General features: G+C 69.9%; 24 protein-coding genes. 13 read left to right on the top strand and 11 right to left on the bottom strand.

Features of this window, described 5'->3' with window-relative positions; translation table 11 throughout:
• Positions 1 to 340 precede the first annotated feature (340 nt).
• Positions 341 to 1,309, top strand: a complete 969-nt coding sequence (locus QQA12_RS11145) for an acyltransferase (RefSeq protein WP_233324885.1) — start codon at positions 341 to 343, stop codon at positions 1,307 to 1,309.
• Between the two features lie 201 nt (positions 1,310 to 1,510).
• On the opposite strand, the gene QQA12_RS11140 is transcribed toward QQA12_RS11145, so the two are convergent.
• The 3 genes from QQA12_RS11140 to QQA12_RS11130 all read right to left on the bottom strand — a co-directional run bounded on the left by QQA12_RS11140 (position 1,511) and on the right by QQA12_RS11130 (position 4,805).
• Positions 1,511 to 2,764 (bottom strand): ectonucleotide pyrophosphatase/phosphodiesterase, encoded by a 1,254-nt coding sequence (locus tag QQA12_RS11140; protein ID WP_226049324.1) that lies wholly within the window; start codon positions 2,762 to 2,764, stop codon positions 1,511 to 1,513.
• 65 nt (positions 2,765 to 2,829) lie between these two features.
• Entirely contained in the window at positions 2,830 to 3,339 is a 510-nt protein-coding gene (locus QQA12_RS11135) for a methylated-DNA--[protein]-cysteine S-methyltransferase (protein ID WP_226049323.1), read from the bottom strand.
• Positions 3,336 to 4,805, bottom strand: coding sequence for a DNA-3-methyladenine glycosylase 2 (locus QQA12_RS11130; RefSeq protein WP_226049322.1), 1,470 nt, complete (start codon positions 4,803 to 4,805; stop codon positions 3,336 to 3,338). Before QQA12_RS11130 ends, QQA12_RS11135 begins: the two co-directional genes overlap by 4 nt.
• 163 nt (positions 4,806 to 4,968) lie before the next feature.
• Here QQA12_RS11130 and QQA12_RS11125 point away from each other — a divergent pair, with 163 nt between their 5' ends.
• The gene (locus QQA12_RS11125) at positions 4,969 to 6,096 is read left to right on the top strand and encodes a hypothetical protein (protein WP_226049321.1); all 1,128 of its coding nucleotides are present in this window, start codon (positions 4,969 to 4,971) and stop codon (positions 6,094 to 6,096) included.
• Positions 6,097 to 6,226: 130 nt separating this feature from the next.
• A complete protein-coding gene (gene ubiM, locus QQA12_RS11120; protein WP_226049320.1) occupies positions 6,227 to 7,408 on the top strand; it encodes a 5-demethoxyubiquinol-8 5-hydroxylase UbiM in 1,182 nt (393 codons plus the stop codon).
• A 16-nt stretch (positions 7,409 to 7,424) separates the two neighbouring features.
• Here ubiM and QQA12_RS11115 read toward each other — a convergent pair whose 3' ends face one another.
• Positions 7,425 to 7,637, bottom strand: coding sequence for an RNA-binding S4 domain-containing protein (locus QQA12_RS11115; RefSeq protein WP_054666903.1), 213 nt, complete (start codon positions 7,635 to 7,637; stop codon positions 7,425 to 7,427).
• A gap of 350 nt (positions 7,638 to 7,987) precedes the next feature.
• On the opposite strand from QQA12_RS11115, the gene QQA12_RS11110 reads away from it, so the two are divergent.
• The 4 genes from QQA12_RS11110 (at position 7,988) to QQA12_RS11095 (ending at position 13,633) form a co-directional block, all read left to right on the top strand.
• The gene (locus tag QQA12_RS11110; protein WP_226049319.1) at positions 7,988 to 9,910 is read left to right on the top strand and encodes a DEAD/DEAH box helicase; all 1,923 of its coding nucleotides are present in this window, start codon (positions 7,988 to 7,990) and stop codon (positions 9,908 to 9,910) included.
• 194 nt (positions 9,911 to 10,104) lie between these two features.
• Entirely contained in the window at positions 10,105 to 11,748 is a 1,644-nt protein-coding gene (locus tag QQA12_RS11105) for a GGDEF domain-containing protein (protein WP_226049318.1), read from the top strand.
• A gap of 7 nt (positions 11,749 to 11,755) precedes the next feature.
• A complete protein-coding gene (locus tag QQA12_RS11100; protein WP_226049317.1) occupies positions 11,756 to 12,478 on the top strand; it encodes a pseudouridine synthase in 723 nt (240 codons plus the stop codon).
• A 90-nt stretch (positions 12,479 to 12,568) separates the two neighbouring features.
• Complete coding sequence (locus QQA12_RS11095) at positions 12,569 to 13,633, top strand: sensor domain-containing diguanylate cyclase (protein WP_226049316.1); 1,065 nt, start codon at positions 12,569 to 12,571, stop codon at positions 13,631 to 13,633.
• Between the two features lie 6 nt (positions 13,634 to 13,639).
• Here QQA12_RS11095 and QQA12_RS11090 read toward each other — a convergent pair whose 3' ends face one another.
• The 3 genes from QQA12_RS11090 to QQA12_RS11080 all read right to left on the bottom strand — a co-directional run bounded on the left by QQA12_RS11090 (position 13,640) and on the right by QQA12_RS11080 (position 15,940).
• Positions 13,640 to 14,563 (bottom strand): DMT family transporter, encoded by a 924-nt coding sequence (locus tag QQA12_RS11090; RefSeq protein ID WP_226049315.1) that lies wholly within the window; start codon positions 14,561 to 14,563, stop codon positions 13,640 to 13,642.
• A gap of 46 nt (positions 14,564 to 14,609) precedes the next feature.
• A complete protein-coding gene (locus QQA12_RS11085; RefSeq protein ID WP_226049314.1) occupies positions 14,610 to 15,443 on the bottom strand; it encodes a DUF72 domain-containing protein in 834 nt (277 codons plus the stop codon).
• A 65-nt stretch (positions 15,444 to 15,508) separates the two neighbouring features.
• Positions 15,509 to 15,940 carry a VOC family protein gene (locus QQA12_RS11080; RefSeq protein WP_226049313.1) on the bottom strand — a complete coding sequence of 144 codons (432 nt, stop codon included), beginning with the start codon at positions 15,938 to 15,940 and terminating at the stop codon, positions 15,509 to 15,511.
• A gap of 133 nt (positions 15,941 to 16,073) precedes the next feature.
• On the opposite strand from QQA12_RS11080, the gene QQA12_RS11075 reads away from it, so the two are divergent.
• Complete coding sequence (locus tag QQA12_RS11075) at positions 16,074 to 17,618, top strand: serine hydrolase (RefSeq protein ID WP_226049935.1); 1,545 nt, start codon at positions 16,074 to 16,076, stop codon at positions 17,616 to 17,618.
• Between the two features lie 246 nt (positions 17,619 to 17,864).
• Here the strand turns inward: QQA12_RS11075 and QQA12_RS11070 are convergent, their stop codons facing one another.
• Positions 17,865 to 18,299, bottom strand: coding sequence for a hypothetical protein (locus QQA12_RS11070; protein ID WP_056931444.1), 435 nt, complete (start codon positions 18,297 to 18,299; stop codon positions 17,865 to 17,867).
• A 393-nt stretch (positions 18,300 to 18,692) separates the two neighbouring features.
• Between QQA12_RS11070 and QQA12_RS11065 the strand changes: the two genes are divergently transcribed.
• Positions 18,693 to 20,525, top strand: coding sequence for an ABC transporter ATP-binding protein (locus QQA12_RS11065; RefSeq protein ID WP_226049312.1), 1,833 nt, complete (start codon positions 18,693 to 18,695; stop codon positions 20,523 to 20,525).
• A 136-nt stretch (positions 20,526 to 20,661) separates the two neighbouring features.
• Here QQA12_RS11065 and QQA12_RS11060 read toward each other — a convergent pair whose 3' ends face one another.
• Positions 20,662 to 21,015, bottom strand: a complete 354-nt coding sequence (locus QQA12_RS11060) for a hypothetical protein (RefSeq protein WP_226049311.1) — start codon at positions 21,013 to 21,015, stop codon at positions 20,662 to 20,664.
• Between the two features lie 144 nt (positions 21,016 to 21,159).
• Between QQA12_RS11060 and QQA12_RS11055 the strand changes: the two genes are divergently transcribed.
• From QQA12_RS11055 to QQA12_RS11040, 4 genes are all read left to right on the top strand, one after another.
• Entirely contained in the window at positions 21,160 to 22,422 is a 1,263-nt protein-coding gene (locus QQA12_RS11055) for a hypothetical protein (RefSeq protein ID WP_226049310.1), read from the top strand.
• On the top strand, positions 22,419 to 23,156 hold the full coding sequence (locus QQA12_RS11050; RefSeq protein WP_226049309.1) for a hypothetical protein: 738 nt from the start codon (positions 22,419 to 22,421) through the stop codon (positions 23,154 to 23,156). Before QQA12_RS11055 ends, QQA12_RS11050 begins: the two co-directional genes overlap by 4 nt.
• Before the next feature lie 140 nt (positions 23,157 to 23,296).
• The gene (locus QQA12_RS11045; protein WP_226049308.1) at positions 23,297 to 23,950 is read left to right on the top strand and encodes a response regulator transcription factor; all 654 of its coding nucleotides are present in this window, start codon (positions 23,297 to 23,299) and stop codon (positions 23,948 to 23,950) included.
• Positions 23,943 to 25,757: a hybrid sensor histidine kinase/response regulator gene (locus tag QQA12_RS11040; protein WP_226049307.1), complete on the top strand. Its 1,815-nt coding sequence runs from the start codon at positions 23,943 to 23,945 to the stop codon at positions 25,755 to 25,757. The genes QQA12_RS11045 and QQA12_RS11040 overlap by 8 nt, the downstream gene beginning before the upstream one ends.
• Before the next feature lie 94 nt (positions 25,758 to 25,851).
• Here QQA12_RS11040 and QQA12_RS11035 read toward each other — a convergent pair whose 3' ends face one another.
• Positions 25,852 to 26,427 (bottom strand): TMEM175 family protein, encoded by a 576-nt coding sequence (locus tag QQA12_RS11035; RefSeq protein ID WP_226049306.1) that lies wholly within the window; start codon positions 26,425 to 26,427, stop codon positions 25,852 to 25,854.
• Positions 26,428 to 26,492: 65 nt separating this feature from the next.
• Positions 26,493 to 26,960 (bottom strand): hypothetical protein, encoded by a 468-nt coding sequence (locus QQA12_RS11030; RefSeq protein ID WP_226049305.1) that lies wholly within the window; start codon positions 26,958 to 26,960, stop codon positions 26,493 to 26,495.
• Positions 26,961 to 26,997 lie beyond the last annotated feature (37 nt).

The raw sequence follows: 26,997 nt of genomic DNA, 5'->3' as shown, positions 1-26,997 counted from the left end.
TTGCATGGCGGAAGGGCAGTCCAGGGAATGCCGCGCGTGAAGCAGGCGCCTGCGCCGGGCCCGGTCATTGGCGCACAGCATGGTCCCCTGGCGTGTCCTGGAGGCGCCCGCGGTGTCGTGCCGGGTTGAGTGCTGCCGGGCCATGTCGAGCCAGCACGCACGCGGTGAAGGCATGCCGTCACGGGCGCACAGCCCGCCGCGCGAGTGCGCTTGAACCTGCTTCCGGGCGAAAACGGCTGCAAAAAAGGGGCGTGGTATAAATGCGCCTGCTTCCGGGGGCTGGGTGGGGATGAGAAGAGGGCTGTCCGCGGTAAAGGCGATAAGAGGGATGGCATGCTTCATGGTCCTCGTGGGGCATGCGGCGGGCTTCAGCCTGAAGGCGCTTACGCCCTTCGTCGGCCCCCTTGCCAAGATCGGCGTATGGCTGTTCTTCGTCCTGAGCGCTTTTCTGCTGACCCTCAAGATCAGTGCTTCCGGAATCAGCCGCAGGTCCATGGTCGAGTACGGGATCGGCCGCTTCGCCAGAATCGTCCCGATGTACTGGCTTGCGGTGTGCATCTACTTCTTTGCCGGTAGCGCCGGCATCGATTCCGCAGCCGACCTGTTCGATGCGGCACTGATGCGCAAGGGGTACGCGCACCTCTGGACGATCCCGGTGGAGTTCAAGTTTTACTTCCTCCTGCCGGTCATCGTCCTGATGGTCGGTTACGCAGGCAGGCTTGGCGTCGCCTGGCAGGTGCTGGCGTGTGGCCTGGTCATCCTGGTCTGCCAGGCCCTGTATCCGTTCTGGATGACGCCCGAGAACAGCATCCAGATGCGCTGGTATGTCGCCAGCTTCGTCATTGGCGTGGCCTGTGCGGTTCTCTATGCGCAAAGCGACGAGCAGCCTTCGTTGCGTCGCGTGCAGCTGGTCGTCCTGTTGACGGTGGCCTTGCTCGTGCTTGCCATGCCTGTTACCAGGAACATCCTGTTTGGGATGCCCTATGGCCCGTGGCTGCGGGACAAGTTCGTGTTCATTTCCCTGATCTGGGGGGTATTCCTGTTCTTCTGCGCGGACCGGCTTTCCGGAGCGGGGCTTGGGCGGAGGGTTTTCGACCGTATCGGTGAATGCAGTTTCTCGATCTACCTCATCCACTGGCTGGTGATGTCCAGGGTGTCGGCCATGGCGGGTGATTCGGTATCCGCTTTCATCGCGTGCATCCTCGCCTCGATCATCGCCGGAATGATCCTCTACTACATCGTGGAAGCGCCTTTGCAGCGGATCAGGTCTGCCGGCCTGAAGCGCTTTCCCCCGATGCCGGCCGGCTGATCTCCGCGCCAACCTCTGGATTCGGGGGCATGCGAATCCCCGGCTCGCCCGCAGGCCTGTACCCGCGCTCAGGCCTGGCCGCGGTGCTGCGGTGGACCCGCACCGCCGCGCAGCCACATGCAGATGGGTGCCAAGTGCAGCCGCCGGGCGTGTCTTCCACCCGCGTCCCCTCGCTTCTTCGGGGGCGCGCGCCGCACTGGTTTACTCGGGGTGACGCAGCGCCTGCTGCAGCGCCTGCGGATCGCCGTCGTTCGGCGCCGCGGTGATGCCGGTCAACCGTGCCAGCAGCGGGTAGACATCGACGTTGTCGAACCGCGGCAGCAGCAGCCCCTGCCGGAACGACGGGCCACGGGCGACGAATACCGCCTGCATCGGCGGCAGCGCCGGGTCATAGCCGTGCGAGCCGCGGCTGCCGGGCGGGCGCCTGGCGATGCTCTTGCGGGTCAGTGCATCCCAGCCTTCATGCATCTGGCAGACGATGGGCGGAATGCGCGGGTGGGTGCCGTAGTGCCAGCGTGCCGGCAGGTGTTCCTTCTTCCAGCAGTCATAGTGCGGGTGGGCACCCAGCAGGGCCTTTTCCGCTTCGCGTTCGCGCCCCGGCTGCGGCGTGAAGCCGACCGACTGGCCGACCGACACCTCGCGCGCGATCTCCGGCGCGACCATGTCCTCGGTAGCGATCACCTGTCCGTCCGGGACATTGGCCATGCCATGGTCGGACACGACGATCACGTTGGTCTGGTCGAGCAGGCCGTCGCGGCGCATGCCGTCCAGCAGCTGGCCGATCGCGGCGTCCACCTGCCGCACCGCGGCCGCGTACTCCGGCGAGTCCGGGCCGTGGTTGTGCCCGGCCTTGTCGACCTGCTCCATGTAGGCGGCGACCAGGCGCGGCTTGTGGCCGTCGGGCGCGCCCTGCAGCCACGACAGCACCAGTTGCATGCGCTCGGGCAGCGGCACGCTTTCGTCGTAGGCGTGCCACTGGTTGGCGTGCACGCCCTGGATGGCGGCCTCGCTGCCGGGCCATGACCAGGTCGCGCTCTTGTAGCCGGCCTTCTCCACCCCGACCCAGATCGGCTCGCCGCCCCACCAGGCCGGGTTAGTCACCGCGTCGCGGTTGTCCAGGCGGAAATCGCCCAGATCCTCGGCGCGCATGCTGTTGTGGATGATGCCGTGGTGGTCCGGGCGCAGGCCGGTGACCAGGGTGTAGTGATTGGGGAAGGTCAGCGATGGATAGGACGGCGACATGCCGACCGAGCGCACGCCTTCGCGTGCGAGCCGGGCCAGGTTGGGGCTGTGGCCACGATCGACCATGTCCGCGCGCAGGCCGTCGATGGACAGCAGCAGGACGGTGGGCGGCGCCGTGGTGGCGGTGGCGACGGATGGGGCCGGGCCGGTCGAGGCGCAGGCGGCAAGCAGGCTGGCGCTGAGCAGCGCGAGGGAAGTGCGGAACCGAATCATGCGCCCATGATAGTCCCGGCACGATGACAGCAGGCATACACCGGGGCATGCCCGGTGCCGTGGTTTCAGTCGAACAGCGAAGGCGCCGCAGCCGTGTCGGGCAGCGCGCCTTCCAGCCGCAGCAGCGCGGCCTTGGTGGGCAGGCCGCCGCCGAAGCCGGTCAGCGAGCCATCGTTGCCGATCACCCGGTGGCAGGGCAGCACGATGGGCAGCGGGTTGCGGCCATTGGCCGCGCCCACCGCGCGGGTCGCGGTGGGGCGGCCGATGCGCTGGGCCAGTTGGCGATAGCTCCAGGTGCCGCCGAACGGGATCTCGGCCAGTGCGTGCCAGACCTGCAGCTGGAACTCGGTGCCGACCGGTGCCAGCGCCAGCTCGAACCCGCGGCGCCTGCCGTGCAGGTAGTCCAGCAGTTGCCGGCGCGGTTCGGCGACCGCGTCGGGCGCGTGCTGCCACTGCTCGCGGCCCTTGGCGTCGTGGCGGTTGCTGGCGAACAGGATGTGGCGCAGCCCGGCGCTGTCGGCGGCGATCGTGAGCGGGCCGATGGGGCTGTCGAAACGGTCGTAGAACAGGGTCATTTCGCGGGTTCCTCGTTGCGGTCGGCGGCCATGTGCCAGAGGTGCAGGACGGCGTAGGCGCGCCAGGGGCGCCATGCCTGGGAGCGGGCCTCGGTGGCGCGCTCGCCCAGCCGTTGGCCTTCGCCCAGCACCTGCTGCAGGACCAGGTCGCCGGCGGGGAAGGCGTCGGGCATGCCCAGTGCGCGCAAGGCCATGTAGTGCGCCGTCCACGGGCCGATGCCGGGCAGGGCGGTGGCCTGGTGGACGAACTGTTCAAGGGTCTGGGCGCGGCTGAACTGCAGCCGGCCTTCGCTGCACGCCCGGGCCACCGCGCGCAGGGTGGCTGCGCGGGTGCGCGGCAGGCCGATGCTCTCCAGCGGCGCCTCGGCCAGTACGTCGGGGGTGGGGAATTGCCGGTCCAGGCCGTCGGGCTGGTCCGCCAGCGATTGTCCGAAGCGATCCACCAGCCGCCGCGCCAGGGTGGTGGCCGCGGCGACGCTGACCTGCTGCCCCAGCACCGCACGCGCGGCGACCTCGAAGCCGTCCCAGCCGCCTGGGATGCGCAGGCCCGGGCGCCGGGCGATGCCCCGCGCCAGCAGCGGCTCGTGCCCCAGGCAGGCATGCACGGTGGCCAGGTCGGCGTCCAGGTCGAACACGCGCCGCACCTTGGCCACGATCGCCGGGATCGCGCGTGCGTCGGTGGTGCCCAGCTGCAGCCGCAGTTCGGGGCGTTTCGGGTCGGCGCTGACCCGGATCAGGCTGGCGCGGCCATCGGTGACGATCACCCGCTGGTAGCTGTCGGCGTCGATGCGCTCGATGCCGGGAATCGCGCGCTTGCGCAGGAAGCCGAGCATCGCCGGGAAATCCAGCGGTGGGCGGTAGGCCAGCCGCAGCACCGGCTCGCCACCGGCTACCGTGCCGTGGCGCTTGCGCAGCGCGCTTGGCGGCATGCCGCAGCCGGCCAGGAACGCATCGTTGAAGCGGCGCAGGCTGTTGAAGCCGGCGGCCAGTGCCACCTCGGTCACCGGCAGGTGGGTTTCGGTCAGCAACTGCTTGGCCAGCAGCAGGCGGCGGGTGGCGTGCAGCTGCGCCGGGGTGGCACCGAGCCGGGCGACGAACAGCCGCTGCAGCTGGCGCGCGCTCAGCTCCATGGCCCCGGCCAGCGCGGCGGCCGGCTGGTCCTGCAGGATGCCTTCGTCCAGCAGTGCCAGCGCCCGGTGCAGGGTGTGGTCCTGCATGTAATTGGCGTCGTCCGGCGACAGTTCCGGCCGGCAGCGCAGGCAGGGGCGATAACCGGCCGCCGCCGCGGCCGCCGCCGTGGGGTAATAGCTGACGTTGTCGCGGCGCGGTGGCGGCGCCGGGCACACCGGCCGGCAGTAGATGCCGGTACTGCGCACGGCGGTGAAGAACAGCCCGTCGAAGCGTGCGTCGCGGGCCAGGCGGGCCTGCTCGCATTGTTCGTGGCTGGGCAGCGCGGGATTGTTCATGGCGCCAGTCTAGGGCCGGCGGCAGTCGTGTACTGGCCATTTCCGGACATCAATGCCTGTGCGGGCTGCCCGGTTCAGGGCGCATTGCGGCGCTGGCGCCAATGCGGACTAGACTGTTGTCCCCCTGGCGCGCCGCGCCCTTGCTCGGATCCGATCGTTGTCCATGTTGCGCAGATTCTGGTGGTCGCCGTTGCTGTGTGCCGGGCTGCTCGCCTGCAGCCCCGCCGACAAGGGCAGGCCGGTGGCGGCCGCCGATCCGGCCGCGGCGCTGGCTGCCGATGGCGACCACATGGTGTCGATCAATGCGGCCGATGCGCCGCCGCCGCCGCCGCCGGTGAAGCCGGCGCGCGACAAGGCCTGGCCCGAGGTGACGCTGGAAAACGGCAAGGCCTGGGTCAGCTGCGACACCGACTATGCCGGTGAGGCCGGCGATGGCGCCGCGCTTGAGGCGCTGGACCGCAAGAGCCTGGATGCCGCGCTGGAGCCGTGCCGCGAGCGCGGCCTGGTCCGGGTGCGCTACGCCGGCAAGATCAACCCGTCCTTCGCCGCGATGGTCTCGCGCCTGGCGGTGGTGGCCGATGCGAAGAAGATCGGCAAGCGCGTGCTCGACCTGGACTCCAGCGGCGGCCAGGTGGAAGCGGCGATCGTTGCCGGCGACAGCATCGGCGAGTCCGGCTGGACGATCTGGGTGCGCGAAGGCTCCATCTGCCACAGTGCCTGCGTGTTCGTACTGGCTGCCGGCGACAACCGGCTGATCTCCGGCAAGGTCGGCATCCACCGGATGATGCGCATCAGCTCCACCGCCACCTCGCGCGCCGAGCTGAACAAGGAACTGCACGAGGTCTACGACAACGTGAAGGACTACCTGCAGCGCAACGGCGTGGCGGTGGGCGTGGCCGACCTGATGATGACCGTGCCCAACCGCAGTCTGCGCCTGCTGACCAGCGAGGAGCTCAAGCAGTACGGCCTGGACGGCACCAATGCGGTGCAGGACGACCTGGAGCGGATCAAGCAGATGCGCAAGTGCGGCGACGACTTCGTGCGCCGCAAGGATGCGTTCCTGATCGCCTTCGACCGCCAGTGCAAGCTCGAGGGCGCCGAACTGGACGCGGTGACCACCTGCGGGCAGGCGCTGAAGGAGCATTTCGGGTTTCCCGACGAGACCTGCCCCGACGAGAGCCCGCTGTCGGAGATCGACACCGCGCTGCTGGAGATGCCGGCCGACACGGTGCCGCTGCCGGTGGTGACGCCGGCCACTGCCGGGGTGGAGCCGCGCCGCGGCGACCTGTGAGCGCCGCGGCCCGGTGCCGGCCGCCAGCCGCACCGGGGCGGCACGATCCACGGCGTACATGATCCGGATCAAGGCCGCTGCCGGCCACCGGCCCTAGGCTGTGCCGGACACGGAATGCGGAGGCGGAAGAATGGGTGCTGTCGATGTGCTGGTGGTGGGCGCGGGCCCGGCCGGACTGTGCCTGGCGCGCGGACTGGCCGATACCGGGCTGTCGGTGACCCTGGTGGAACTGCAGCCGGCCGCGGCGCTGGCCGAGCCGGCGTTCGATGGCCGCGAGATCGCGCTGACCCATGCGTCGCGGCAGATCATGCGCACGCTGGGACTGTGGGAGCGGATCGATCCGGCGCAGGTCTCGCCGCTGCGCAGCGCCAAGGTCATGAACGGCGCCTCCCCGTTCGCGCTCGGCTTCGCCGCCAGCAACGAGGACGCCGATCCGCTGGGCTGGCTGGTCCCCAACCACCTGATCCGCCGCGCCGCCTGGGAGGCCGTGCAGGGGCAGGCCGGGCTGGAGCTGGTGGACGGCGCCAGGGTGACCGCGATCGAGACCGGCGAGGCCGCCAACACCGTGCTGCTGGACGATGGCCGCCGCCTTTCGGCGCGGCTGGTCGTCGCCGCCGACAGCCGCTTCTCGGCGACCCGGCGGATGATGGGCATCGGCGCGCAGATGCGCGATTTCGGCAAGTCGATGCTGGTATGCCGGCTTGCCCACGAGCAGCCGCACCAGCACACCGCGTGGGAGTGGTTCGGCTACGGCCGCACCCTGGCCATGCTGCCGCTGCCGGGCGACCAGTGCTCGGCGGTGATCACGCTGCCGCCGCAGGGCATCCAGGAACTGATGGCGATGGACGATGCCGCCTTCGGCGAGGCCGTCACCGGTTTCTTCGAGCAGCGCCTGGGGCGGATGCGGCCGGTCGGCACGCGCCATGCCTATCCGCTGGTGGGCGTGTACGCGCACCGCTTCGCCGGGCACCGCTATGCGCTGGCCGGCGATGCCGCCGTGGGCATGCACCCGGTGACCGCGCACGGGTTCAATTTCGGGCTGCAGAGCCAGCAGCGGCTGGTGAAGGAAGTCGCCACCGCGGCCGCGCGCGGCGGCGACATCGGCGCATCGGCGGTGCTGGCCCGCTACGAGCGCGCGCACCGGCTGGCGACGCGGCCGCTGTACGAGGCGACCAATGCCATTGCCGCGCTGTACAACGACAGCCGCCTGCCGGCGCGGCTGCTGCGCGGCGCCGCGCTGCGTGCAGCGCACGGGGTGGCGCCCTTCAGGAAGATGATCGCCGCGCACCTGACCCAGCGCGCCGCGGGCTGAGCGCCCGCGGCCGGCGTCAGCGCACCCGGATCAGCACGTCGCCCAGCTCCACCTGCTGGCCCGCGCGGATCTTGCAGGCCTTGCGCAGCTCGACCGCGCCGTCGACGCTGACCTGGCCTTCGCCGATGATCATCTTGGCTTCGCCGCCACTGGCCACCAGGTCGGTCAGCTTGAGCAGCTGCTTGAGTTCCACGTACTCGCGGTCCAGTTCGAAATCGATGGTCTGCATGGGGAGGCCGGCAGGAAAAGAGGGCGATTATCGCCCGCCGCAGCCGCGAACCGCTGCAATCGACGCCGTCCCGCGATACGCCGCCGTCCGGGGCGGGGGCCTCCGGGGCGGTAGCGCCCGTCTGGCCCGGGCTGCGCGGTCAGTGGATGGCCCGGATGCGGGTTCGCTGCGGGCGCCGGGGGCGAGGGCGGGCAGGCTGGCGCGGGGTGGGGACGGAGGCCCTCCGGACGCCGCCGTGGGGGGCAGCTGAACGGATGCCATCGGGGGATTTCGACAGCGGCCGGCGCAAGGCGCACAATACGCCCCATTTTCCTGCCCGCTGCGTTCGCCGCGGTGCCCCCGGAGTTCCCATGTCCCAAGAATCCCCCGCGCCGCTGCTGTTCGCAGACCTCGGCCTGTCCGACGCTGTGATGAAGGCCGTGGCCGCCGTCGGCTACGAGACGCCGTCGCCGATCCAGGCCGCCACCATCCCGGCGATGCTGCAAGGCCGCGACGTGCTCGGCCAGGCGCAGACCGGCACCGGCAAGACCGGCGCCTTCGCGTTGCCGGTGCTGTCCAACATCGACATTTCCGCCACCAGGCCGCAGGTGCTGGTGCTGGCCCCGACCCGCGAACTGGCCATCCAGGTCGCCGAGGCCTTCCAGACCTATTCGGCGTCGATGCCCGGCTTCCGCGTGCTGCCGGTGTACGGCGGCCAGCCCTATGGCCAGCAGCTGTCGGCGCTGCGCCGCGGCGTGCACGTCGTGGTCGGCACCCCCGGCCGCGTCATCGACCACCTGGACCGCGGCACGCTGGACCTGTCCGAGCTGAAGACGCTGGTGCTGGACGAGGCCGACGAAATGCTGCGCATGGGCTTCATCGACGACGTCGAAGCCGTGCTCAAGAAGCTGCCGGAAACCCGCCAGGTCGCACTGTTCTCGGCGACCATGCCGTCGCAGATCCGCCGCATCGCGCAGACCTACCTGCGCGACCCGGTGGAAGTGACCATCGCCTCCAAGACCACCACCTCGGCCAACATCCGCCAGCGCTACTGGTGGGTGAGCGGCATGCACAAGCTCGATGCGCTGACCCGGATCCTGGAAGTGGAACCGTTCGACGCGATGATCGTCTTCGCGCGTACCAAGGCCGGCACCGAGGAACTGGCCGAGAAGCTGCAGGCGCGCGGCCTGGCCGCCGCGGCCATCAACGGCGACATGCAGCAGGCCCAGCGCGAGCGCACCATCGGCCAGCTGAAGGAAGGCAAGCTGGACATCCTCGTCGCCACCGACGTGGCCGCGCGCGGCCTGGACGTGGAGCGCATCAGCCACGTGCTGAACTACGACATCCCGTACGACACCGAAAGCTACGTGCACCGCATCGGCCGCACCGGCCGCGCCGGGCGCAGCGGCGAGGCGATCCTGTTCGTCACCCCGCGCGAGAAGGGCATGCTGCGCCAGATCGAGCGCGCCACCCGCCAGCCGATCGAGGAAATGCAGCTGCCGACGGTGGACGCGGTCAACGACCACCGCGTGGCCAAGTTCATGGAGCGCATCAGCCAGACCCTGGCCGATGGCGACACCGATTTCTACCGCGACCTGGTGCAGCGCTACGAGAACGAGCACAACGTGCCGGCGGTGGAGATCGCCGCCGCGCTGGCGCGCCTGCTGCAGGGCGATGCCCCGTTCCTGCTGGCCCCGCCGGTGCGCGAGCGCCGCGAGCCGCCGGCCGCGCGCAACGAGCGTCCGGCGCGCGATGGCGGCTTCCCGCGCCACCGCGAGGACCGTGGCGAGCGCCCGGCGCGGTTCGAGCCGCGCTTCGAGCGTGCCCCGCAGGCGGATGACGGCGAGCGCCCGGCGCGCGCCGAAGGCGCCTTCGAGCCGCGCCAGCGCCGTGAGATGCCGCCGCGCGGCGCGCCGGAATTCGGCATGGAGACCTACCGCATCGAGGTCGGCCACATGCACGGTGTGAAGCCGGCCAACATCGTCGGCGCCATCGCCAACGAGGCCGGGCTGGAGAGCCGCTACATCGGCCGCATCGACATCCACGACGACCACTCGGTGCTCGACCTGCCGGCGGAAATGCCGGCCGATACCCTGCAGCACCTGCAGAAGGTGTGGGTGTCGGGCCAGCAGCTGCGCATGCGCAGGGTTGAGCCGGGCGAAGCGCAGGACGCCGCGCCGGCGTCCAAGCCACGCTTCGGCAAGGGTCCCCGGCCTGCCGGGCGTCCCGGCGGTCCGCGGGCACCGGGCGGGCGCCCGGGGGGCTTCAAGCCACGCGGTCCGCGCGGTGCCTGAGTCCCGGCGGATGCGGCCCGGCGCCATGGCGACGGCCGCGTCCGCTCCTCTGCGGGCGGTGCTGCCGGCTGCACCGCTGTCGTGACAGGGGCCGAGTACCCGCATGCGATAATTGCGGACGCATCTGGATGTGCGCAGGGGAAGGGATGGTGATCGGCGGGCGTGGGGCGAAGGCACGGCGGTTGGCGGGGCAGATGCTGCTGCCGCTGCTGCTGTTGCTGTTGCCGCTGGCCACCCTCGCCCAGACCCCGAAACCCGACCGGGATTACCTGCTGATCGGCGCACCGACCGCCGAACAGGCGCCGATCCGCGCCTGTCCGCCCGAGGTGCTGGAACGGCTGGGTGACGGCATCCTGATCCCCGCGCCCGCCGGCGGCTGGTCCGGCGCGCCCCAGGCCGTGGATGTGTTCAACGTGTTTGCCGGCGAGGTGATGATCTCCCACGGCGACCGCCAGATCTGCGGCAACATGCAGGACGCGCGCACCCGCGACTCGCGCTTCCGCGCCGGCATCGGCATGGTGATGGTGCCCAAGCCCGGTGACATGGAGCCGATCCGTGTGGCCTGGGAAAAGCCGCTCAAGGCGCGCTTCATTCCCACGCTGCAACTGGGCGCGCCCAGCCCGGTGCAGCAGGTCGACACCATGCGCCTGCTGGTGCGCACCGCCTGCATCGCCATCGCCATCGCCCTGGCGCTGTCGGCGCTGATGGGCTTCCTCACCACCCGCGACCGCGATTTCCTGGTGTACACGCTGGCCACCGCCCTGCTGGTGGTGTGGCAGGCGGTGCTCAGCGGGCTGAGCGGCTATCCCGAACCCTGGCTGCCGGTGGGCAGCCTGGCCTCGTGGTGGATGGTGTCGGCTTCGGCACTGGGCATCGGGGTGATGGGCTGGGTGTCGTGGCGGCTGTGCGGCGGCCTGCAGACCTGGCCGCGGTCGCGCCCCTGGGTGCGGCGCCTGGCGCAGTTGCTGATGGTGCTGGCGCTGGTCACGCCGCTGTTGCCATGGGCCGGGCTGGCCTGGGTGGCCGCCACCCTGGACCATGCCTTCACCCTGGTCTGCGTGCTGGCACTGGTGGCCGGCATCGCGTCGCTGCGCCGTGGCGACTACCAGGCGGTGGACGGCATCGCCGCGGTGGCGCCGCTGCTGCTGATGGCGCTGGCCGATATCGCCGGCAGCCGCGAACTGGTGCGGTACCGGGTCGAGGCCGTGCAGCTGTCGGTGACCTGGTTCCTGATGATGTATGCCTATGGCCTCAACCGCCGGCTCGGCAACCTGCGCCAGCAGCGCGACGAGATGCGCCAGCTGGCCGATACCGATGCGCTGACCGGGCTGCCCAACCGCCGCGCCGGCCTGCGCCAGCTCGAGCGACACGTGCTGCGCGCGCGCAAGGACGGCCTGCCGCTGTCGATCGGCTTCCTCGACATCGACCTGTTCAAGCAGATCAACGACCGCTTCGGCCACGAGGTCGGCGATGCGGTGCTGGTGTCGGTGGCCAATGCCCTGCTCGCCGCGGTGCGCGACCGCGACGACGTGATCCGCATGGGCGGCGAGGAATTCCTGGTGCTGCTGCCGGGCACCCGTGCCGAGGTGGCGCTGCCGCGGCTGGAGCAGTTGCGCGAGAAGATCGCGCGGCAGGCGGCCGATCTGCACCACGACGGCCTGGTGGTCACGGTCAGCATCGGCCTGGCGGAGATGCTCGCGCAGGGCGACGACCTGACCGCGTTGCTGCGCCGTGCCGACAATGCCATGTACCAGGCCAAGCGCGGTGGCCGCGACCGCGTGGTCACCGCCGGCGACGATGCCGCTGCGCTGTCCGCCACCCCGGGCGATGGCGGATAATGGGTCGATGACGACCCGACTCAACAAGCACATCGCCGAATCCGGCTTCTGTTCCCGTCGCGAGGCCGATCGCCTGATCGGCGCCCGCCGCGTGACCGTCAACGGCATCGTGGCCGGTACCGGCGCGGTGGTCGGCGAGGACGACGAGGTGCGCGTCGATGGACAGCCGCTGCGTGCGCGCGCCGTGCAGAAGAGCACCGGTCGCAGGCACGTCTACATCGCGCTGAACAAACCGGTCGGCATCACCTGCACCACCGAGAGCGCGGTCAAGGGCAATATCGTCGACTTCGTCGGCCATGAGCAGCGCATCTTCCCGATCGGCCGCCTGGACAAGGATTCGGAAGGCCTGATCCTGATGACCAGCAACGGTGACATCGTCAACCAGATCCTGCGCGCCGAGAACGGCCACCAGAAGGAATACCTGGTGGCGGTGAACAAGCCGGTCACCGAGGAATTCCTGCGCGGCATGGCGCGCGGCGTGCGCATCCACGACCAGATGACGCTGCCGTGCCGGACCACGCGCATCGCCAAGTTCGGTTTCCGCATCGTGCTGCAGCAGGGCCTGAACCGGCAGATCCGGCTGATGGCCGCCGCCTTCGGCTACCGCGTCACCCAACTGCGCCGGGTGCGCATCGACAACATCAAGCTGGGCGCGCTCAAGCCCGGGCAGTGGCGCAATCTCACCGAGCAGGAGCTGGGCGGCCTGCTGCCGCAGCAACGGGAATGGTGAAGTGTGACCGGCTCGCCGCGTTGACCGCGGCGGGGTGAGGCTAAACTCACCGCTGTTTCCGTCACGCCCAGGGACTGGTCTGGTTTCCGGATGATCAAGCCGCCCCTTCCTGCCAACGAGGCCGAGCGCCTGGCCGCGTTGCAGCGCTATCGCATCCTCGATACCCCGCGCGAGCAGGAGTTCGAGGACCTGGTGACCATCGCCCGCGCCATCTGCGGTACCTCGATGGGCGCGGTGACCCTGGTCGATGGCCAGCGCCAGTGGTTCAAGTCACTGCAGGGACTTGAAGGCGAACAGACCCCGCGCGACGAGGCGTTCTGCGCCCACGCCATCCTGCAGCCGACACGCCTGACCGTGGTCGAGGATGCGCTTCTGGATGAGCGCTTCCGCGGCAACCCCTCGGTCACCGCCGATCCTTTCATCCGTTTCTATGCCGGTGCGCCGTTGCTGAGCAGCGACGGTTACGCGCTGGGCACGCTGTGCGTGTTCGATTCGCGTCCCGGCCAGCTCGCCGGTCCCCAGGCCGAGGCGTTGCAGGCGCTGTCGCGGCAGGTGGCGCGGTTGCTGGAGATGCGCGGCCTGCGCCGCCGCATCGATCACCACCAGAGCGAGCACGAGTGGTACGAGGCACGCCTGGCCGAGTACTACGTGCAGCTGGAGCAGCAGAACCTGGAGTTGTCCGAGCAGACCCGCACCGATCCGCTGACCGGGCTGCCGAACCGGCGTGCGCTGGCGCTGGCGCTGGCCGAGGCGATCGAGCGCGGTACCGGGATGCCCCCGGCCGTGGCCATCGTCGACATCGACCATTTCAAGCAGGTCAACGACATCCACGGCCACAACGAGGGCGACAGGGTGCTGGTCGAGCTGGCCGGGGTACTGCGGGCGCAGTTCGCCGGATGCGGCATGGCCGCGCGCTATGGCGGCGAGGAATTCGTGATCCTGATGCCGCGCACGCCGCTGGCGCAGGCCGAACTGCAGTGCCAGTACCTGCGCCAGGCGGTCGCGCACTTGCCGCTGGGGCTGCCGCTCACGGTCAGCGTCGGGCTGGCGTCACAGCAGCCCGGCGAGTCGGCGCAGGACATGCTGCGGCGCGCCGACGCGGCGCTCTACCAGGCCAAGGCACAGGGCCGCGACCGGGTGGTGGTAGCGGGGTAGGCGCGGTTATTCCGGCTGTGCGCTGGCCGAGGGTGCTGGGCGCGTGCGGTTCAGCAGCGGGTGCAGGAATACCGCGCCGATGATGATGGCCACGCCCAGGTAGAACAGCGGCGTGAGCTCGTGCTGTTCGCCCAGGAACAGCATCGCCAGCACGATGGCATACACCGGCTCCAGGTTGGTCACCAGTTGCACCGTATAGGCGCTGAGGTGGCGCAGCGCCACCAGCGCCAGCGCGAACGGCAGCAGCGTGCACAGCCCCGACAGCACCAGCAGCAGTACCGCGTCGTGCAGGTCGGGGAGCACCCACGGGCTGCTGGCCAGGGCCGGCAGCAGCAGCGGCAGGGCCGGCGCCAGCAGGGTCAGGGTCAGGGTGCCCGCGCCCAGCTCCAGCGCGGTGACGGTCAATGGGTCGGCATGGCTGACCAGGCGCTTGTTGAACGAGCCGAACACCGCCACCAGCAGCGCCGACAGCGCGCCCACCGCAACGCCCAGGCGCATGCCGTGCGGTACGCCGCCCACCACCAGCGCCACACCTGGCAGCACCGCCAGGCCGAAGGCCAGTTCGCGCGGCTGGAACGGCCGCCGTGCGATCCACGGCTCGACGATGGCGGTGAACACCGGCGCCAGCGCGATGCAGGTGGCGGCCACCGAAGCGTTGGCCAGCTTCACCGCGCCGTAGAAGGTGAGCCAGTGCAGCGCCACCAGTGCGCCGACGCCGCAGTAGCCGAGCGCCAGCCGCGGGGTCAGTGCGGACAGTCCGCGCCACACCCGCGGCAGCAGCGCCAGCATCGCCACCACCAGCAGCATCCGCCACCACACCAGGGGCAGCGCGGGCAGGGTGATGAGCTTGCCGAGGATGGCGGTCACGCCCCACAGCAACACGCAGAAATGGATCTGCAGCAGGGCCTTGCGGGTATCGGGATTGGACATCGGCGGATTGTCGCCGATGTCCCTCGCCGGCGCCGCAATCGATGCTTCAGTTTCCGCCCAGCAGGCGCAGCAGTTCGCGCGCCGCCGCCGGGTTGCGGTGCTTGGCCGCGCCGATGAAGTAGACGAACACCTCGCGCGGGGCCGCCGCGGCCGCGACCGGGCTGGCGTGCGGCAGGTCCGGATGGTCGTGGCCGTGCCGCCAGCCGTCGATACGGCGCGCCCACTGCGCCAGTGCCGGCGGCGGATAGCCGGTGGCGCAGTCGTCGCGGCTGCGCATCAGCCGCGCGTAGACGAAGTCGGCGCACAGGTCGGCGGCATTGGGGTAGTCGGCCGAATCGGTGAAGACCAGCGCCATGCCGCGCTGCCGTGCCAGCGCCACCAGTGCGGCGTCGAGGAACGCCGGGTCGCGGATCTCCAGCGCGTGGCGTTGCGTGCGACCGTCCAGCGTGGCCGGCAGCAGGTCGAGGAAGGCGGCGAAGTCGTCGCGGTCCAGCGTGCGCCCGGCTTCGAACTGCCAGACCAGCGGCCCCAGGCGCTCGCCCAGCGCGGCGATGCCGGCGATGAAGTCATCGATCTGCGCGCCGGTGCCGGCCAGGCGCCGGGCGCCGGTGATCCGTTGCGGCGCCTTGGCCGAGAACACGAAGCCGTCCGGGGTGGCGTCGCGCCAGCCGGCGTAGGTCGCCGGCTTCTGCGTGCCGTAGTAGGTGCTGTTGATCTCGATGGCGGTCAGCTGGCGGCTGGCGTACTCCAGCTCGCGCCGCTGCACCAGCCCGGCCGGATAGAACATGCCGCCGCGCCACGGCGCGTAGATCCATCCGCCGATGCCGACGTGCACGCCCGGCGTGGTGGGGGCGGGGGCGGCGGCGAACAGGTCATCCATGGGCATGCGGGTCCGGGCGGGGCGTCATCGCGCCGATTCTATCGGCACGCGCCGCCGGCGCCGGCCTATGCCGTGGCCGCGGCCCAGGGGTCGTAGCTGCCGAACCACCACAGGTGGCCTTCCGGGTCGCGGCAGGCATAGCCACGGCCGCCGTAGTCCTGGTCGGCGATGTCGATGACGATCTCCGCGCCGGCCGCGGTCGCGCGCGCGTAATGGGCATCGGCGTCGCTCACGATCACGCATGCGCTCTGGGTCTCCATGCCGCCGACCTCGTCGGGCTGGATCATGTGGCTTCCCCAGGCGCCGGGCTGCACCGAACCCAGCATCACCATGCCGTTGCCGAACACCAGCTGCGCATGGTGGACGGTGCTGCCGTCCTGGTAGACGGCATGGCGCCGGAAGCCGAAGGCGCGGCACAGCCAGTCGATTGCCGCCGGTGCGTCGCGGTAGCGCAGGCAGGGCACGATGGTGGCGGTGGTCGTGGCAGCAAGCTCCATGGCGTGGCTCCGGTGGCGTGGAAGGCGAGGGTGGCGGTGGCCGCGTTACCATCGCGAGAAGGCCGGCATGCCGGCATCGATCCCGAGGGAGAACGCATTGAACAAGTGGCTGGGCAGCGGGCTGGTGCTCGCGATGGGCGTGGCGGCACAGGTGGCGGACGCACAGGAGGCGGCGATGCCGGTGGAACTGCAGCAACTCGATGCCACGGTGGAGCGGGTGCGCCAGCAGTTCGACGTGCCGGGCGTGGCGGTGGCGGTGGTCAAGGACGGCAAGGTGGTGCTGGAGCGCGGCTGGGGCCTGCGCGAGATCGGCAGGCCCGAGCCGGTGCAGGCCGATACGCTGTTCGCGATCGCCTCCAACACCAAGGCGTTCACCGCGACCTCGCTGAACCTGCTGGCCGAGGAAGGCCGGCTGAAGATGAGCGACCGGGTGGTCGACCACCTGCCCGGTTTCCGCATGTCCGACCCCTACGTCACCGGCGAGATGCGCATCCGCGACCTGCTCTCGCACCGCAGCGGGCTGAGCCTGGGGGCCGGCGACCTGCTGTTCTGGCCGACCACCACCTACAGCAACGCCGAAGTGGTGGCGCGGCTGGCGCACGTGCCGCTGAAGAACGGCTTCCGCGACCGCTACGCCTACGACAACATCCTCTACGCGGTCGCCCAGCAGGTGATCGAGAAGGTATCCGGCCTGTCCTATGCCGACTTCCTGCAGCAGCGCATCTTCGACAAGGTGGGCATGGCCGGCACCCGCTACAACGCCGACCACCTCAAGCCCGGCGACAAGGCCGCCATCGGCCATGCCAAGTTCGACTTCAAGGACCTGCGTCCGGTGGCGCCGCTGACCTGGTCCAACAACGCCGGCGCCGGCGGCCTCTATTCCAGCGTGCACGACCTGGCGCTGTGGATGAACGTGCAGCTGGCCGGTGGCTGCCTGGCCGATGGTTCGCCGCTGTTCTCCGAGAAGACCCAGCAGCAGATGTGGCAGATGCAGATCCCGCAGGTGGTGGCCGCGCCGTCGGTGCCGGAACTGGCCCCGGCCCGGCCCAACTTCGCCGGTTATGGCGAAGGCTGGAGCCTGAGCGACTACCGCGGCCAGAAGCTGGTATGGCACACCGGCGGCTGGCCGGGGCAGGTGTCGCGGCTGACCCTGGTGCCCGACCAGAAGCTGGGCGTGGTGGTGCTGACCAACCAGGAATCGGGCGCGGCGTTCAACGCCATCACCATGAGCGTGCTCGACGCGATGCTGGGCGCGCCGGCGCATGACTGGGTGGCCGCCTACGCCGCCAGCGTGGCCAAGGCGCAGGACAACGCCGACGAGGGCTGGCAGAAGCACGTGGCCGCGCGCGATGCCAGGAGCCGGCCTTCGCTGCCGCTGTCCGGCTACGCCGGTACCTACCGCGATGCGTGGTACGGCGATGTGTACCTGGAGCACCAGGGCGGTGCGCTGCGGCTGCGCTTCGGTGCCACCGCCGACCTGGTCGGCCGCCTCGAGCACTGGCAGCACGACACCTTCATCGTGCGCTGGGACAACCGCTCGCTCAACGCCGACGCCTTCGTCAATTTCAATCTCGATCCCGACGGCAGGGTGCGCGAAGTGCGCATGCAGGCGGTGTCGTCGCTGACCGACTTCAGCTTCGACTTCCAGGACCTGCTGCTGGTGCCGACGACGCCGTGATGGTCCGTGCCGGGGCGGGGCCTGCACCGTGGCATGCCGATGCGGGGCAGGGGGGCGGGCCTGCCGCTCCCGCGTCCGGTCGTGTGTGCCCACGCCCCGGGTGGGGCCGTGTTCGTGTGGCCTGCCCGTGATGGAGGCCATGCTCCGTGGCCGGCGCCAGGACGGTCTTGGACCGGCCCGGCGTCAGCCTGATGGCAGGCCTGGTTGCCCGGCTTCCGTCGGCGGTCGCGTTCTTCCTGCGCGCGCCTAACCGCCGCGGGTGCTGCGATAGACCGCCACGACCTGCGACGTCGTGGGATTGGACATGCCCATGCCATTGATGAAGACCGCGGGCGCGCCCTGCTGGAACACCTCGACGGTGCGGTCCACGGCAGTGCGCTGTTCCTGGCTGGGGTTTTCGATGTTGAAGGAAAAGGAACTGCCGCGCTTCACCGGGATGCCGATGTCGGTCAGCTCACGGATGAGGGCTTCGGCCCGCTGCGCCTGCTCGGACGGGCAGTTGGGCGGTGCCAGCACCAGCACCGTGTCACGCGGTGTGCCTGTCGGCATTTCCACCGCGACGAAGCCGTCGTTGCCTGCCGTTGCCGTTGCCGGCGCGGCGCCGCCAGGGGAGCGGTGGCTCCACCAGTTGTAGCCGCCCGCCAGCCCGGCCGCGATGAGAAGCAGTGTCCACCAGCGCATTGCCGTCTCCTTTCCATGAGTGTCGATTCAACTGCCGTGTCCGCGGGCGCCGCTGCGGCGTCGCGCATCCGCGCCGATTATCGATTCATTGCGGTCCCGGCTTCCACCCGGCAGGGTGGAAAGGGCCATGCCATCGCCATCTGGATGCGCGCTGGATGCCAAAGTGCCGTCCGCCAGCCATGCATTGCCGCAGGACAGCGGTTCCCCGCGGTGCTGCATGCGGAACCGGTGGACAGGCCGGTTGCCCCTGCGTCCCGGCCCATTGGTGCCTGGTTGCCGCCCGCGCGGGCCAGGCATCGTCAAGGCCTGGCGGGGCACCGGCGCCCGGCCAGCCCCCTGCGCCGTGGGGATACGCGACAATGACAGGCCCCGTCCGTCCGCTGGCCCGTCTCCATGTTCCGTTGGTTCGAATCCCGCCTCGATCCGTTCCCGCCCGATCCGCCGGCGCAGCCGCCGCGCGGGCTCTATGCCTTCTGCCGCCACTACACCCGCGGCGCGGAAAAGTGGCTGGTGCTGATGGCGCTGACCACGGCCGGCATCGCCGTGGCCGAGCTGGCGCTGTATGCCTACGTCGGCGCGCTGGTGGACCGCCTCGGTGCCAGCACCCCAGACACCTTCCTCGATGCCGAAGGCCGGCGCCTGCTGTGGATGGGGCTGCTGGTGGTGGTGGCGCTGCCGCTGATGGTGCTGCTCAACTCATTGGTGCAGCACCAGACCCTGCTCGGCAACTTCCCCATGCGCATCCGCTGGAGCGTGCATCGTTACCTGCTGCGGCAGTCGATGGGCTACTTCCAGGATGAATTCGCCGGGCGCATCGCCACCAAGCTGATGCAGACCTCGCTGGCGGTGCGCGAGACGGTGGTCAAGCTGTTCGATATCGGCAACTACGTGCTGGTGTTCTTCATCGGCACGCTGGCGGTGGCCGGCGCCGCCGACTGGCGGATGATGCTGCCGTTCGTGGGCTGGATGGTCGGCTATGCGCTGCTGATGTGGCATTTCGTGCCGCGCATGGAGCGTATCTCGCGCGAGCAGGCCGATGCGCGCTCGGAGATGACCGGGCGCATCGTGGACAGTTACACCAACATCGCCACGGTCAAGCTGTTCTCGCATTCACGGCGCGAGCAGGCCTATGCGCGCGAGGCGATGGCCGGCTTCCTGGACAAGGTGCACCCACAGATGCGGCTGGCCACGCGCATCTACACGCTGCTGTACGCGCTGAACATGCTGTTGCTGTTCTCGGTGGTGGCGCTGGGCCTGTGGCTGTGGCACGGCGGCTCGGTGAGCGCCGGTTCGGTGGCGGTGGCGGTGGCGCTGGTGCTGCGCATGCTGGGCATGTCGCAGTGGATCATGTGGGAGTTGTCGGCGCTGTTCGAGAACATCGGCACCGTGCACGACGGAATCAATTCGATCTCGCTGCCGCCGACGGTGGACGACGCGCCCGGTGCGCCGGTGCTGGAGCATGTGCTGGGCGATATCCGCTTCGAAGGCGTGTCGTTCCATTACGGCAAGAACCACGGGGTGATCGAGGGCCTGGACCTGCACGTGCGCGCCGGCGAGAAGATCGGGCTGGTCGGGCGCTCCGGTGCGGGCAAGTCCACGCTGGTCAACCTGCTGCTGCGCTTCCATGACGTCGAGCGCGGCCGCATCCTCGTCGATGGGGTCGATATCGCCACGGTGCAGCAGGACTCGCTGCGCGCGCAGGTGGGCGTGGTCACCCAGGACACCTCGCTGCTGCACCGCTCGATCCGTGACAACCTGCTCTACGGCCGTCCCGATGCCAGCGAGGCGCAGCTGCGTGCAGCCGTCGCCAAGGCGCGGGCCGACGACTTCATCGCCGAACTGCGCGACAGCGAGGGCCGCAGCGGCTACGACGCCCATGTCGGCGAGCGCGGGGTGAAGCTCTCCGGCGGCCAGCGCCAGCGCATCGCCATCGCCCGGGTGCTGCTCAAGGACGCGCCGATCCTGGTGCTGGACGAGGCGACTTCGGCGCTGGATTCGGAAGTGGAGGCCGCGATCCAGGAGAGCCTGGACGAACTGATGGGCGGCAAGACGGTGATCGCCATCGCCCACCGCCTGTCCACCATCGCGCGCATGGACCGGCTGGTGGTGATGGACCAGGGGCGCATCGTCGAGACCGGCACCCATGCCGGACTGCTCGCCGCCAACGGCCTGTATGCGCGGTTGTGGGCGCGCCAGACCGGGGGCTTCGTCGCCGCGGAAGAGTGAGCCCGCGCCCGGTGCCTGAGGGGCGCGCCGGCTGGGGAGCCATGGGGCAGGATGCCGGCGGCGTGCCGCCGGCTGCTTTTTGCGGCGAACATGGCCGCAGTGCATTGCGACCGATGCGGCTGTAGCACGCGTTATTTCAGCACTTGCCTGCCGCCTTCAGCAGCGCATTGCATGTGCCGCCAGTGGCGGGCTTGCCGATCGCACCCCCTTTGCCGAGCTCGGAGCAGATCGCATCGGACACCGCGCGGCCCAGTTGCGATACCCCGCCGGTGACGTAGCAGGAGTACTGTTTGCCGCTGTCGGTCCTGACCATGTAGCTCGCCTTGACCCCGTCGTTGCTGCGATCGGTGACGGTGAACGTGCCTTTGGCCAGCCCGAGCGCCTGGGCGGTGTTGCGCTCGATGGCATCGTCAGTGACCGAGAACGAGGCGCAGGCCGAAGTCATCGCAGCCAACGCGGCCAGCGCGGCCCATGCAGCAGTGTTCCTCATGGTGGAGCTCCTTTCTTCAGGCGTTCTGATCGGGAGTCGGAATGTTCCAAAGCCATTGCGCGCGATCAACCCTACTGCGGTAGGGTTCCGCCCAGTGCGGGGCGGCTACGCATAATTGCCCGCGCCTGGCGATTGCCGACGGCCATGCGCGCCTCCCGTCACTGGCCCGCCCCGGATCTGCGAATGAACGCCACGTGCTGGTTGTGGATGCTGCTGGTTGCTGCGCTGCTGTTGCCGCCGGAGGCGCGGGCCTTTGCCGTGGTGCTGCAGTACGCGGGCGCCGTGGATGACCGCATCGCCTACTTCGCCGATGTCCGGGTCATCGCCAATCGCACACCACCGGCCGGGGGCGGGGGCGCGACCGAGGTCCGCGAGATCGACGTGACGGCGGTGTACGAGAGCGCCGACAGGCCCGAGTTCGTGCACATGAAACTTCAATTCCAGTGCCCCGGCGCCTTCCCGATGGACAGGGCAGGCGCGCGCGCGAGGGAAAACATGCCGCGGGTGCGCGCCGGCGATGCGGTCACCTTCCGCATCGGGCCCGGCAGCTACCAGCTCAGGCGCACGGACCTGAAAACCGAGCCGGTCGCCGCCACCGGCTGGAACACGTCCGCCGCCCCTGCGCTCTCCCGGGCGGGTGCGATTGCCTGCAATCACATCGCCTTCGACCACGCCCTGCATGCCGCCATCAAGGCCGGCGGCACGTTCGATGCCGGCGAGTTCGGCAAGCGCGTCGTCGCGCTGGGCCTGCCGGTGGACATGCCGTTGATCGCGGAGACGCTGCCGTCCGGATTCCTGGAATTTGCCTGGGAGAATTTCTGGTGGGAGAAGGTCCTCGCCGGCAAGCGTCCCGACCCGAGCGGCAAGTGGGCCACGCCGCTGTCCGAGGCCGATCGCCAGGCCGCGATGCAGAAACTGAAGCAGAAGCAGCGGGAACTGGAAGCGGGCACCGCGTCGATCCAGGCCGACCTGGGGCAGGGCATCGCGCAGCTGCAGGCACGGATGCGGGCCGACACGCAGGCTGCGGGCGCCGGCGGCAGAGGGCCCGATGGCCGCAAGCTGACGCCGCTGGAATCCAGCCTGATCGCCATCTGGAAAGGCCGGCCCGAGCAGGACGTCGTCGCGCTCATGGGCAACCCGCAGTTCGACGAGGCCGGCGACACCCGTTTCCTGCGCTACACCCGCACCTGGGAGCGGGACGCGGTGACGGCCTACGGCAGCCAGGGCGTGGTGGGCGGCGATGCCGGCGGCTTTGCGATGTGTTTCGTGGAATTCCGGACCCGGTGCGATGCGCTGGGGCAATGGCGCGTGGACGACATCCTGGTCCGGTCCGACTACGAAGGCGCCGGACTGGGGCGCACCCGCAGCATGTGCGAGGCGCTGGCGCGCCATGCGGCCGGTCCTTGAGCGCCCTCGCCACGGCGGCGGATGCGGCAACGCACGACAACGGACGGAGGATGGCGATGATCAGGAACATGATGCTGGCAGCGGGACTGTCGCTGGCGGGCGTGCCGTGCGGGGCCGCATCCGGCGTGGACGGCGCATCGTTCGACGTACTGGGATCGATGATGGAAACCCGGCGGGCAGAGATCAATTCCGGGGACATCCTCGAATCGAACAAGGAAGAAGCGATCCGCTACCGGGAGAAAGTCATCGCTGGCTGGTGGGAGTTCATGCAGGCCCGCTCGGGTGCCCGCCCGGGCGAATACTGTGCGGCTTCGTTCCTGCGCGGCAAGCGGGTCAAGCGCGAACGGGTCGACGGCATCAGCGACGGAATGGTGGTGACCCTGTTCGGCCCGGGCGGGGGCTACGGCGGCGCGCTGCTGGGCTTTTCGCCGCTGGGCAGCGAGCACGCCTTTCCACGGCTCGGCAACGGCACGCCGGTGCGCGTGACCCTGAAGCAGGGTAATCTGCAGCCGGCTACCTTGAACGCCATCTACACCACGGCAGGCGCAAAGGCACCGCCGATGCTGCTGTTCGCGATACCGAGCATCGAAGCGCTGCTGGCGGGGATGCGGGATGACTGGCATTTCGAGGTGATTTACCAGGGCACGTCGATTGCCGACATCGCATGGCACGATGGACTCAAGGCACGCGATGAACTGAAGCGGTGCCTGGCCGGCGGGGGCGGGCATGGGTAGTCGGTGTGGCCCGCTGGCACCACGGCGGGTGGCCCGGACCGCCGCTGTCGCGGCAAGGGGGACGGAAAGATGGCTGGCAAGCGCACGACCCGGGCACCGCACGTGAATCCCGGCCTTCGCCCGGTCGCAGCGGCATCGCGATGACGTTACGGAACGAATGCTCGGCCGTGGTCGTGGACGACCATCCGCTGGTTGCGCGCGGCATTGCCGACTATCTGCGCACGCATTGCGGGTTCGCGCGCGCCGAGGCGATCTGCCACGCCGATGGCCTGTGGACGCACCTGGTGCAGGTCGGGATACCGACCCTGGCCCTGGTGGATTTCTGGCTGCCGGAAGGCACCGCACTGCCCATGCTGGCGCAGCTTCGCGCCGAGTATCCGGGCATGCGCCTGCTGGTGATCAGTGGTGACGACGACCCGGCGATCCGCGACAAGGTGCACCGGCTGGCGGTCGATGGTTTCGTGCTCAAGCATGCCGAGCCCGCGGTGTTCGCCCGGGCGGTGAGCGCGGTGCTGCGCGGCGACGCATGGTTCGACGATGCTCCGCTTGCCACTCAGGCGAACGATGGGGCACGCAGCCTGCCGCTGAGCCCGGCCGAGCTGGGCCTGACCCCACGCCAGGGAGAGGTGCTGGCGCTGATGCTCAAGGGCCTGCCGAACAAGCGCGTGGCGCAACAGCTGTCGCTCACCGAACAGACGGTCAAGGAGCACGTAAGCGGCATCCTGGAGCGACTGGGCGCGCGCAACCGCATCGAACTGATAACCCGGCTGAGCGGGAAGCGGATCGATGTCTGAGCAGGACCCGGCGCGGCCGGCCGCCACCGACAGGGCACCCGGCTATGCCGATATCAGCCCTGCGCGCCGGGTAGGCCTGCTGGAGGTGGCGTTCGCCCGGATCAATTACGGCTTCGGGGCGATGGTCGTCGTCAGCCTGCCCTTCATTGCCTGGTATGCGCGGCTCGGGCAGAACCCGTTCGGGCTGGTGCTGTGGTCGGCGTGGTATTTCGTTGGCTTCTGGGTCGTCCGCTGGCTGTACCGGCGCTACCAGCGCGCGTGCGCACGGGACGCCGCCGATGTGGTGCTGCGCCGCTGGTCGCCGTTGATCCATGGGGTGGCGCTGGTTTACGGCGCCAGCATGGCCGTGCCGCCGTTGCTGACGGCCGCGCACGCCACGTTCGAATTCCAGCTGCTCTATCTGGTGACGATCGCGGCGATCGTGGCCAGCAACTCGGTGCACGCCTCGCCGGTGCTGTCGGTCTTCCGCTGCTTCTTCCTGTCCGGCTGGGGAAGCCTGACCCTGCTGGTGCCCTACAGCTTCCCGGGGCACGGGTATTACGTGATGCCATTGGCGCTGATCTACATCCTCACGATCCTCAGGCACTCGGCCATCTCCCTGCGCTTCTTCGTGCAGAACGTGGTGCTGCAGGAGGAGGCCGCGCGCCTGGCCGAGGATTTCCGCCAGGCCAAGGAGCAGGCCGAAAGGGCGCTGTACGACAAGCACCTGTTCCTGACCACGGCCAGCCACGACCTGCGCCAGCCGGTACATGCCATGGGCTTCCTGGTGGAGTCGATTTCACGCAGCAACCGCGACCGCGCGCTGGATACGGCCCTGGCCGACCTGCGCGAAAGCGTGCACTCGGCCACGCAGATGTTCGATGCGCTGCTCGACCTGTCGCGGATCGAAAGCGGCCGGGTGCAGGTCCGCAGCGAGGCCGTGGACCTGGCCGGGATGATCGCCCACGTCGCGGCGGTTTTCCGCGAGGAGGCGCGCGATCGCGGGTTGGCGCTGCGCGTGCACCTCCCCCCGGGACAGGCGATCGCCATCGCCGACGCAACACTCCTGCGCCAGGCATTGAACAACCTGCTGCACAACGCGCTGCGCTACACGCGCCGGGGCGGCATCCTGCTGGCCGTCCGCCGCCGTGGCGGCAGTTGGCGCTGCGAAGTCTGGGACACCGGCATCGGCATCGCGATGCGCGATGGCAACGCCATCTTCTCGCCGTTCTTCCGCAATGCCCATGCCTGGGGCATCGACAGCGCCGGCCACGGGTTGGGGCTGGCGGTCGTCGCCCGGTGCTGCGCCATGATGGGCGCGAGGCACGGCTTCCGTTCCCGCGAAGGCAGGGGCTCGTGTTTCTGGATCCACCCCGAAGCGGGGGAGCCGGCGACGCTGCCGGCGAGCGTCCGGCTGGCCGATCCGGTCGCGCCAGGCGCGGTGGCGCATGGCATGGGCACCTGCCTGGTGGTTGACGACGACCCGTTGGTGCGCAGCGCCTGGCAGACCCTGATGCAGTCCTGGGGCTTGCAGGCCACCTGCGTCGAATCGGGCGGACAGGCGCTGCACCTGATCGAATCCGGCTTCAGGCCGGATGTCGTGTTCTGCGACCAGCGCCTGCGTTCGGGAGAGAGCGGCTTCGAACTGTTGTGCGAACTGCTTGGCCGCTTGCCGGAAGCGAACGGCGCCATGATCAGCGGCGAGCTGGATTCGGCCGAGTTGGGCCACGCCCAGGAGCAGGGGTACCTGGTGCTGCGCAAGCCGGTGGAGACGGCGGAGCTGCAGGCGGTGCTGGGCTGCTGGCTGCCGCCGCCGGCGCGTACCTGAGCAGGCGCCAGTTGCAGTCGCGCGGCGGGTGCCAGCGTCCAGGCCACCGCGGTGGATGCTGGTCGCGGCGGCACGGCATGCCGGGTTTACACGGCTAGTGCTCCAGCTCGTGCTCGATGCGCCGGTCCGGAATCAGCCACAGCAGCGCGACCAGCGCGTACAGCGCCTGGCCGAGCCGCGCATCGGCCAGGGTGGCGCCGATCCCGGCAAGGTAGAGCAGCGGCGAGAGCTTGCCCTTCCAGTTGCCGCCCAGCGCATGCCGCAGCACCGACGCGCTGCCATCGGCGGCGATGATGCGCCGCTGCAACAGCCAGTAGGCGATGGCCGAGGCCAGCAGGACCAGGCCATAGGCCACCGATGGCAGCGGCGCCAGGTGGTTGTTGCCCATCCAGCGGGTCGCGAAGGGCAGCAGCGACAACCAGAACAGCAGGTGCAGGTTGGCCCACAGCACGCTGCCGGTGACGCGCCTGCAGGCCTGCAGCAGGTGATGGTGGTTGTTCCAGTAGATGCCCACGTAGATGAAGCTGAGCACGTAGCTCAGCAACGACGGCGCCAGCGGCAGCAGCGCGTCGAGCGTGGCGCCCTCCGGCGCTTTCATCTCCAGCACCATGATGGTGATGATGATCGCCAGTACGCCGTCACTGAAGGCTTCAAGACGTCCCTTGCCCATGCGTTGTCCCCGTGGATTGCCGTGTTGGGTGGCTCTGCTGTGGATGAGGTGGCACCGGTGCCGGTTCAGCCGGCGGCCCGGCGCACCATGGTGGCCCCGGCATCGCCGAACCGGTGGATGGCGAAGGCCGTCGGCCACAGCCCGCCCTCGTCCAGCTGCGCCTGGTCGCTGACGCCGAAGGTGGCGTAGCGGGTCTTGAATTTGCCCGCACCCTGGAAGAAGCACAGCACTTTGCCGTCCTTCGCCCACGCCGGCATGCCGTACCAGGTGCGCGGCTGCGGGCCCGGTGCGGTGGCCATGACCAGCGCATCGATGCGGCGCGCCATGTCGCGTTCGGCCGCGGGCATCTCGTCGACCCGGGCCAGCAGCTCGGCCTTGCCGTCGGCGCTGCTGCGCTGGGCGCGGGCCTCGGCCTTGAGCTCCCTCACCCGTGCATTCATCGCCGCCTGTCCTTCGGCGGTGAAGCCGGCGGCGCGCCTGGCCGCGGCCGTTCTGCCGCGCGCGCTGGTCCTGTCGGTGGTGGTGCGGGTCATGGGCGTCCTCGGCAGGAAAGCGACGGAGGCCGGCGAA

Origin of the sequence: Stenotrophomonas sp. 17(2023) (assembly GCF_030345315.1) — a bacterium.
Taxonomy (GTDB): domain Bacteria; phylum Pseudomonadota; class Gammaproteobacteria; order Xanthomonadales; family Xanthomonadaceae; genus Stenotrophomonas; species Stenotrophomonas acidaminiphila.
The sequence above is the reverse complement of the archived record's forward strand: the minus strand, read 5'-3'. Positions and strand labels throughout refer to the sequence as shown.

Coding starts and splice junctions, on each gene's coding strand:
- QQA12_RS11145 (WP_233324885.1), top strand. CDS start 341: ATGGTCCTCGTGGGGCATGCGGCGGGCTTCAGCCTGAAGGCGCTTACG.
- QQA12_RS11140 (WP_226049324.1), bottom strand. CDS start 2,764: ATGATTCGGTTCCGCACTTCCCTCGCGCTGCTCAGCGCCAGCCTGCTT.
- QQA12_RS11135 (WP_226049323.1), bottom strand. CDS start 3,339: ATGACCCTGTTCTACGACCGTTTCGACAGCCCCATCGGCCCGCTCACG.
- QQA12_RS11130 (WP_226049322.1), bottom strand. CDS start 4,805: ATGAACAATCCCGCGCTGCCCAGCCACGAACAATGCGAGCAGGCCCGC.
- QQA12_RS11125 (WP_226049321.1), top strand. CDS start 4,969: ATGTTGCGCAGATTCTGGTGGTCGCCGTTGCTGTGTGCCGGGCTGCTC.
- ubiM (WP_226049320.1), top strand. CDS start 6,227: ATGGGTGCTGTCGATGTGCTGGTGGTGGGCGCGGGCCCGGCCGGACTG.
- QQA12_RS11115 (WP_054666903.1), bottom strand. CDS start 7,637: ATGCAGACCATCGATTTCGAACTGGACCGCGAGTACGTGGAACTCAAG.
- QQA12_RS11110 (WP_226049319.1), top strand. CDS start 7,988: ATGTCCCAAGAATCCCCCGCGCCGCTGCTGTTCGCAGACCTCGGCCTG.
- QQA12_RS11105 (WP_226049318.1), top strand. CDS start 10,105: ATGCTGCTGCCGCTGCTGCTGTTGCTGTTGCCGCTGGCCACCCTCGCC.
- QQA12_RS11100 (WP_226049317.1), top strand. CDS start 11,756: ATGACGACCCGACTCAACAAGCACATCGCCGAATCCGGCTTCTGTTCC.
- QQA12_RS11095 (WP_226049316.1), top strand. CDS start 12,569: ATGATCAAGCCGCCCCTTCCTGCCAACGAGGCCGAGCGCCTGGCCGCG.
- QQA12_RS11090 (WP_226049315.1), bottom strand. CDS start 14,563: ATGTCCAATCCCGATACCCGCAAGGCCCTGCTGCAGATCCATTTCTGC.
- QQA12_RS11085 (WP_226049314.1), bottom strand. CDS start 15,443: ATGGATGACCTGTTCGCCGCCGCCCCCGCCCCCACCACGCCGGGCGTG.
- QQA12_RS11080 (WP_226049313.1), bottom strand. CDS start 15,940: ATGGAGCTTGCTGCCACGACCACCGCCACCATCGTGCCCTGCCTGCGC.
- QQA12_RS11075 (WP_226049935.1), top strand. CDS start 16,074: ATGGGCGTGGCGGCACAGGTGGCGGACGCACAGGAGGCGGCGATGCCG.
- QQA12_RS11070 (WP_056931444.1), bottom strand. CDS start 18,299: ATGCGCTGGTGGACACTGCTTCTCATCGCGGCCGGGCTGGCGGGCGGC.
- QQA12_RS11065 (WP_226049312.1), top strand. CDS start 18,693: ATGTTCCGTTGGTTCGAATCCCGCCTCGATCCGTTCCCGCCCGATCCG.
- QQA12_RS11060 (WP_226049311.1), bottom strand. CDS start 21,015: ATGAGGAACACTGCTGCATGGGCCGCGCTGGCCGCGTTGGCTGCGATG.
- QQA12_RS11055 (WP_226049310.1), top strand. CDS start 21,160: ATGCGCGCCTCCCGTCACTGGCCCGCCCCGGATCTGCGAATGAACGCC.
- QQA12_RS11045 (WP_226049308.1), top strand. CDS start 23,297: ATGACGTTACGGAACGAATGCTCGGCCGTGGTCGTGGACGACCATCCG.
- QQA12_RS11040 (WP_226049307.1), top strand. CDS start 23,943: ATGTCTGAGCAGGACCCGGCGCGGCCGGCCGCCACCGACAGGGCACCC.
- QQA12_RS11035 (WP_226049306.1), bottom strand. CDS start 26,427: ATGGGCAAGGGACGTCTTGAAGCCTTCAGTGACGGCGTACTGGCGATC.
- QQA12_RS11030 (WP_226049305.1), bottom strand. CDS start 26,960: ATGACCCGCACCACCACCGACAGGACCAGCGCGCGCGGCAGAACGGCC.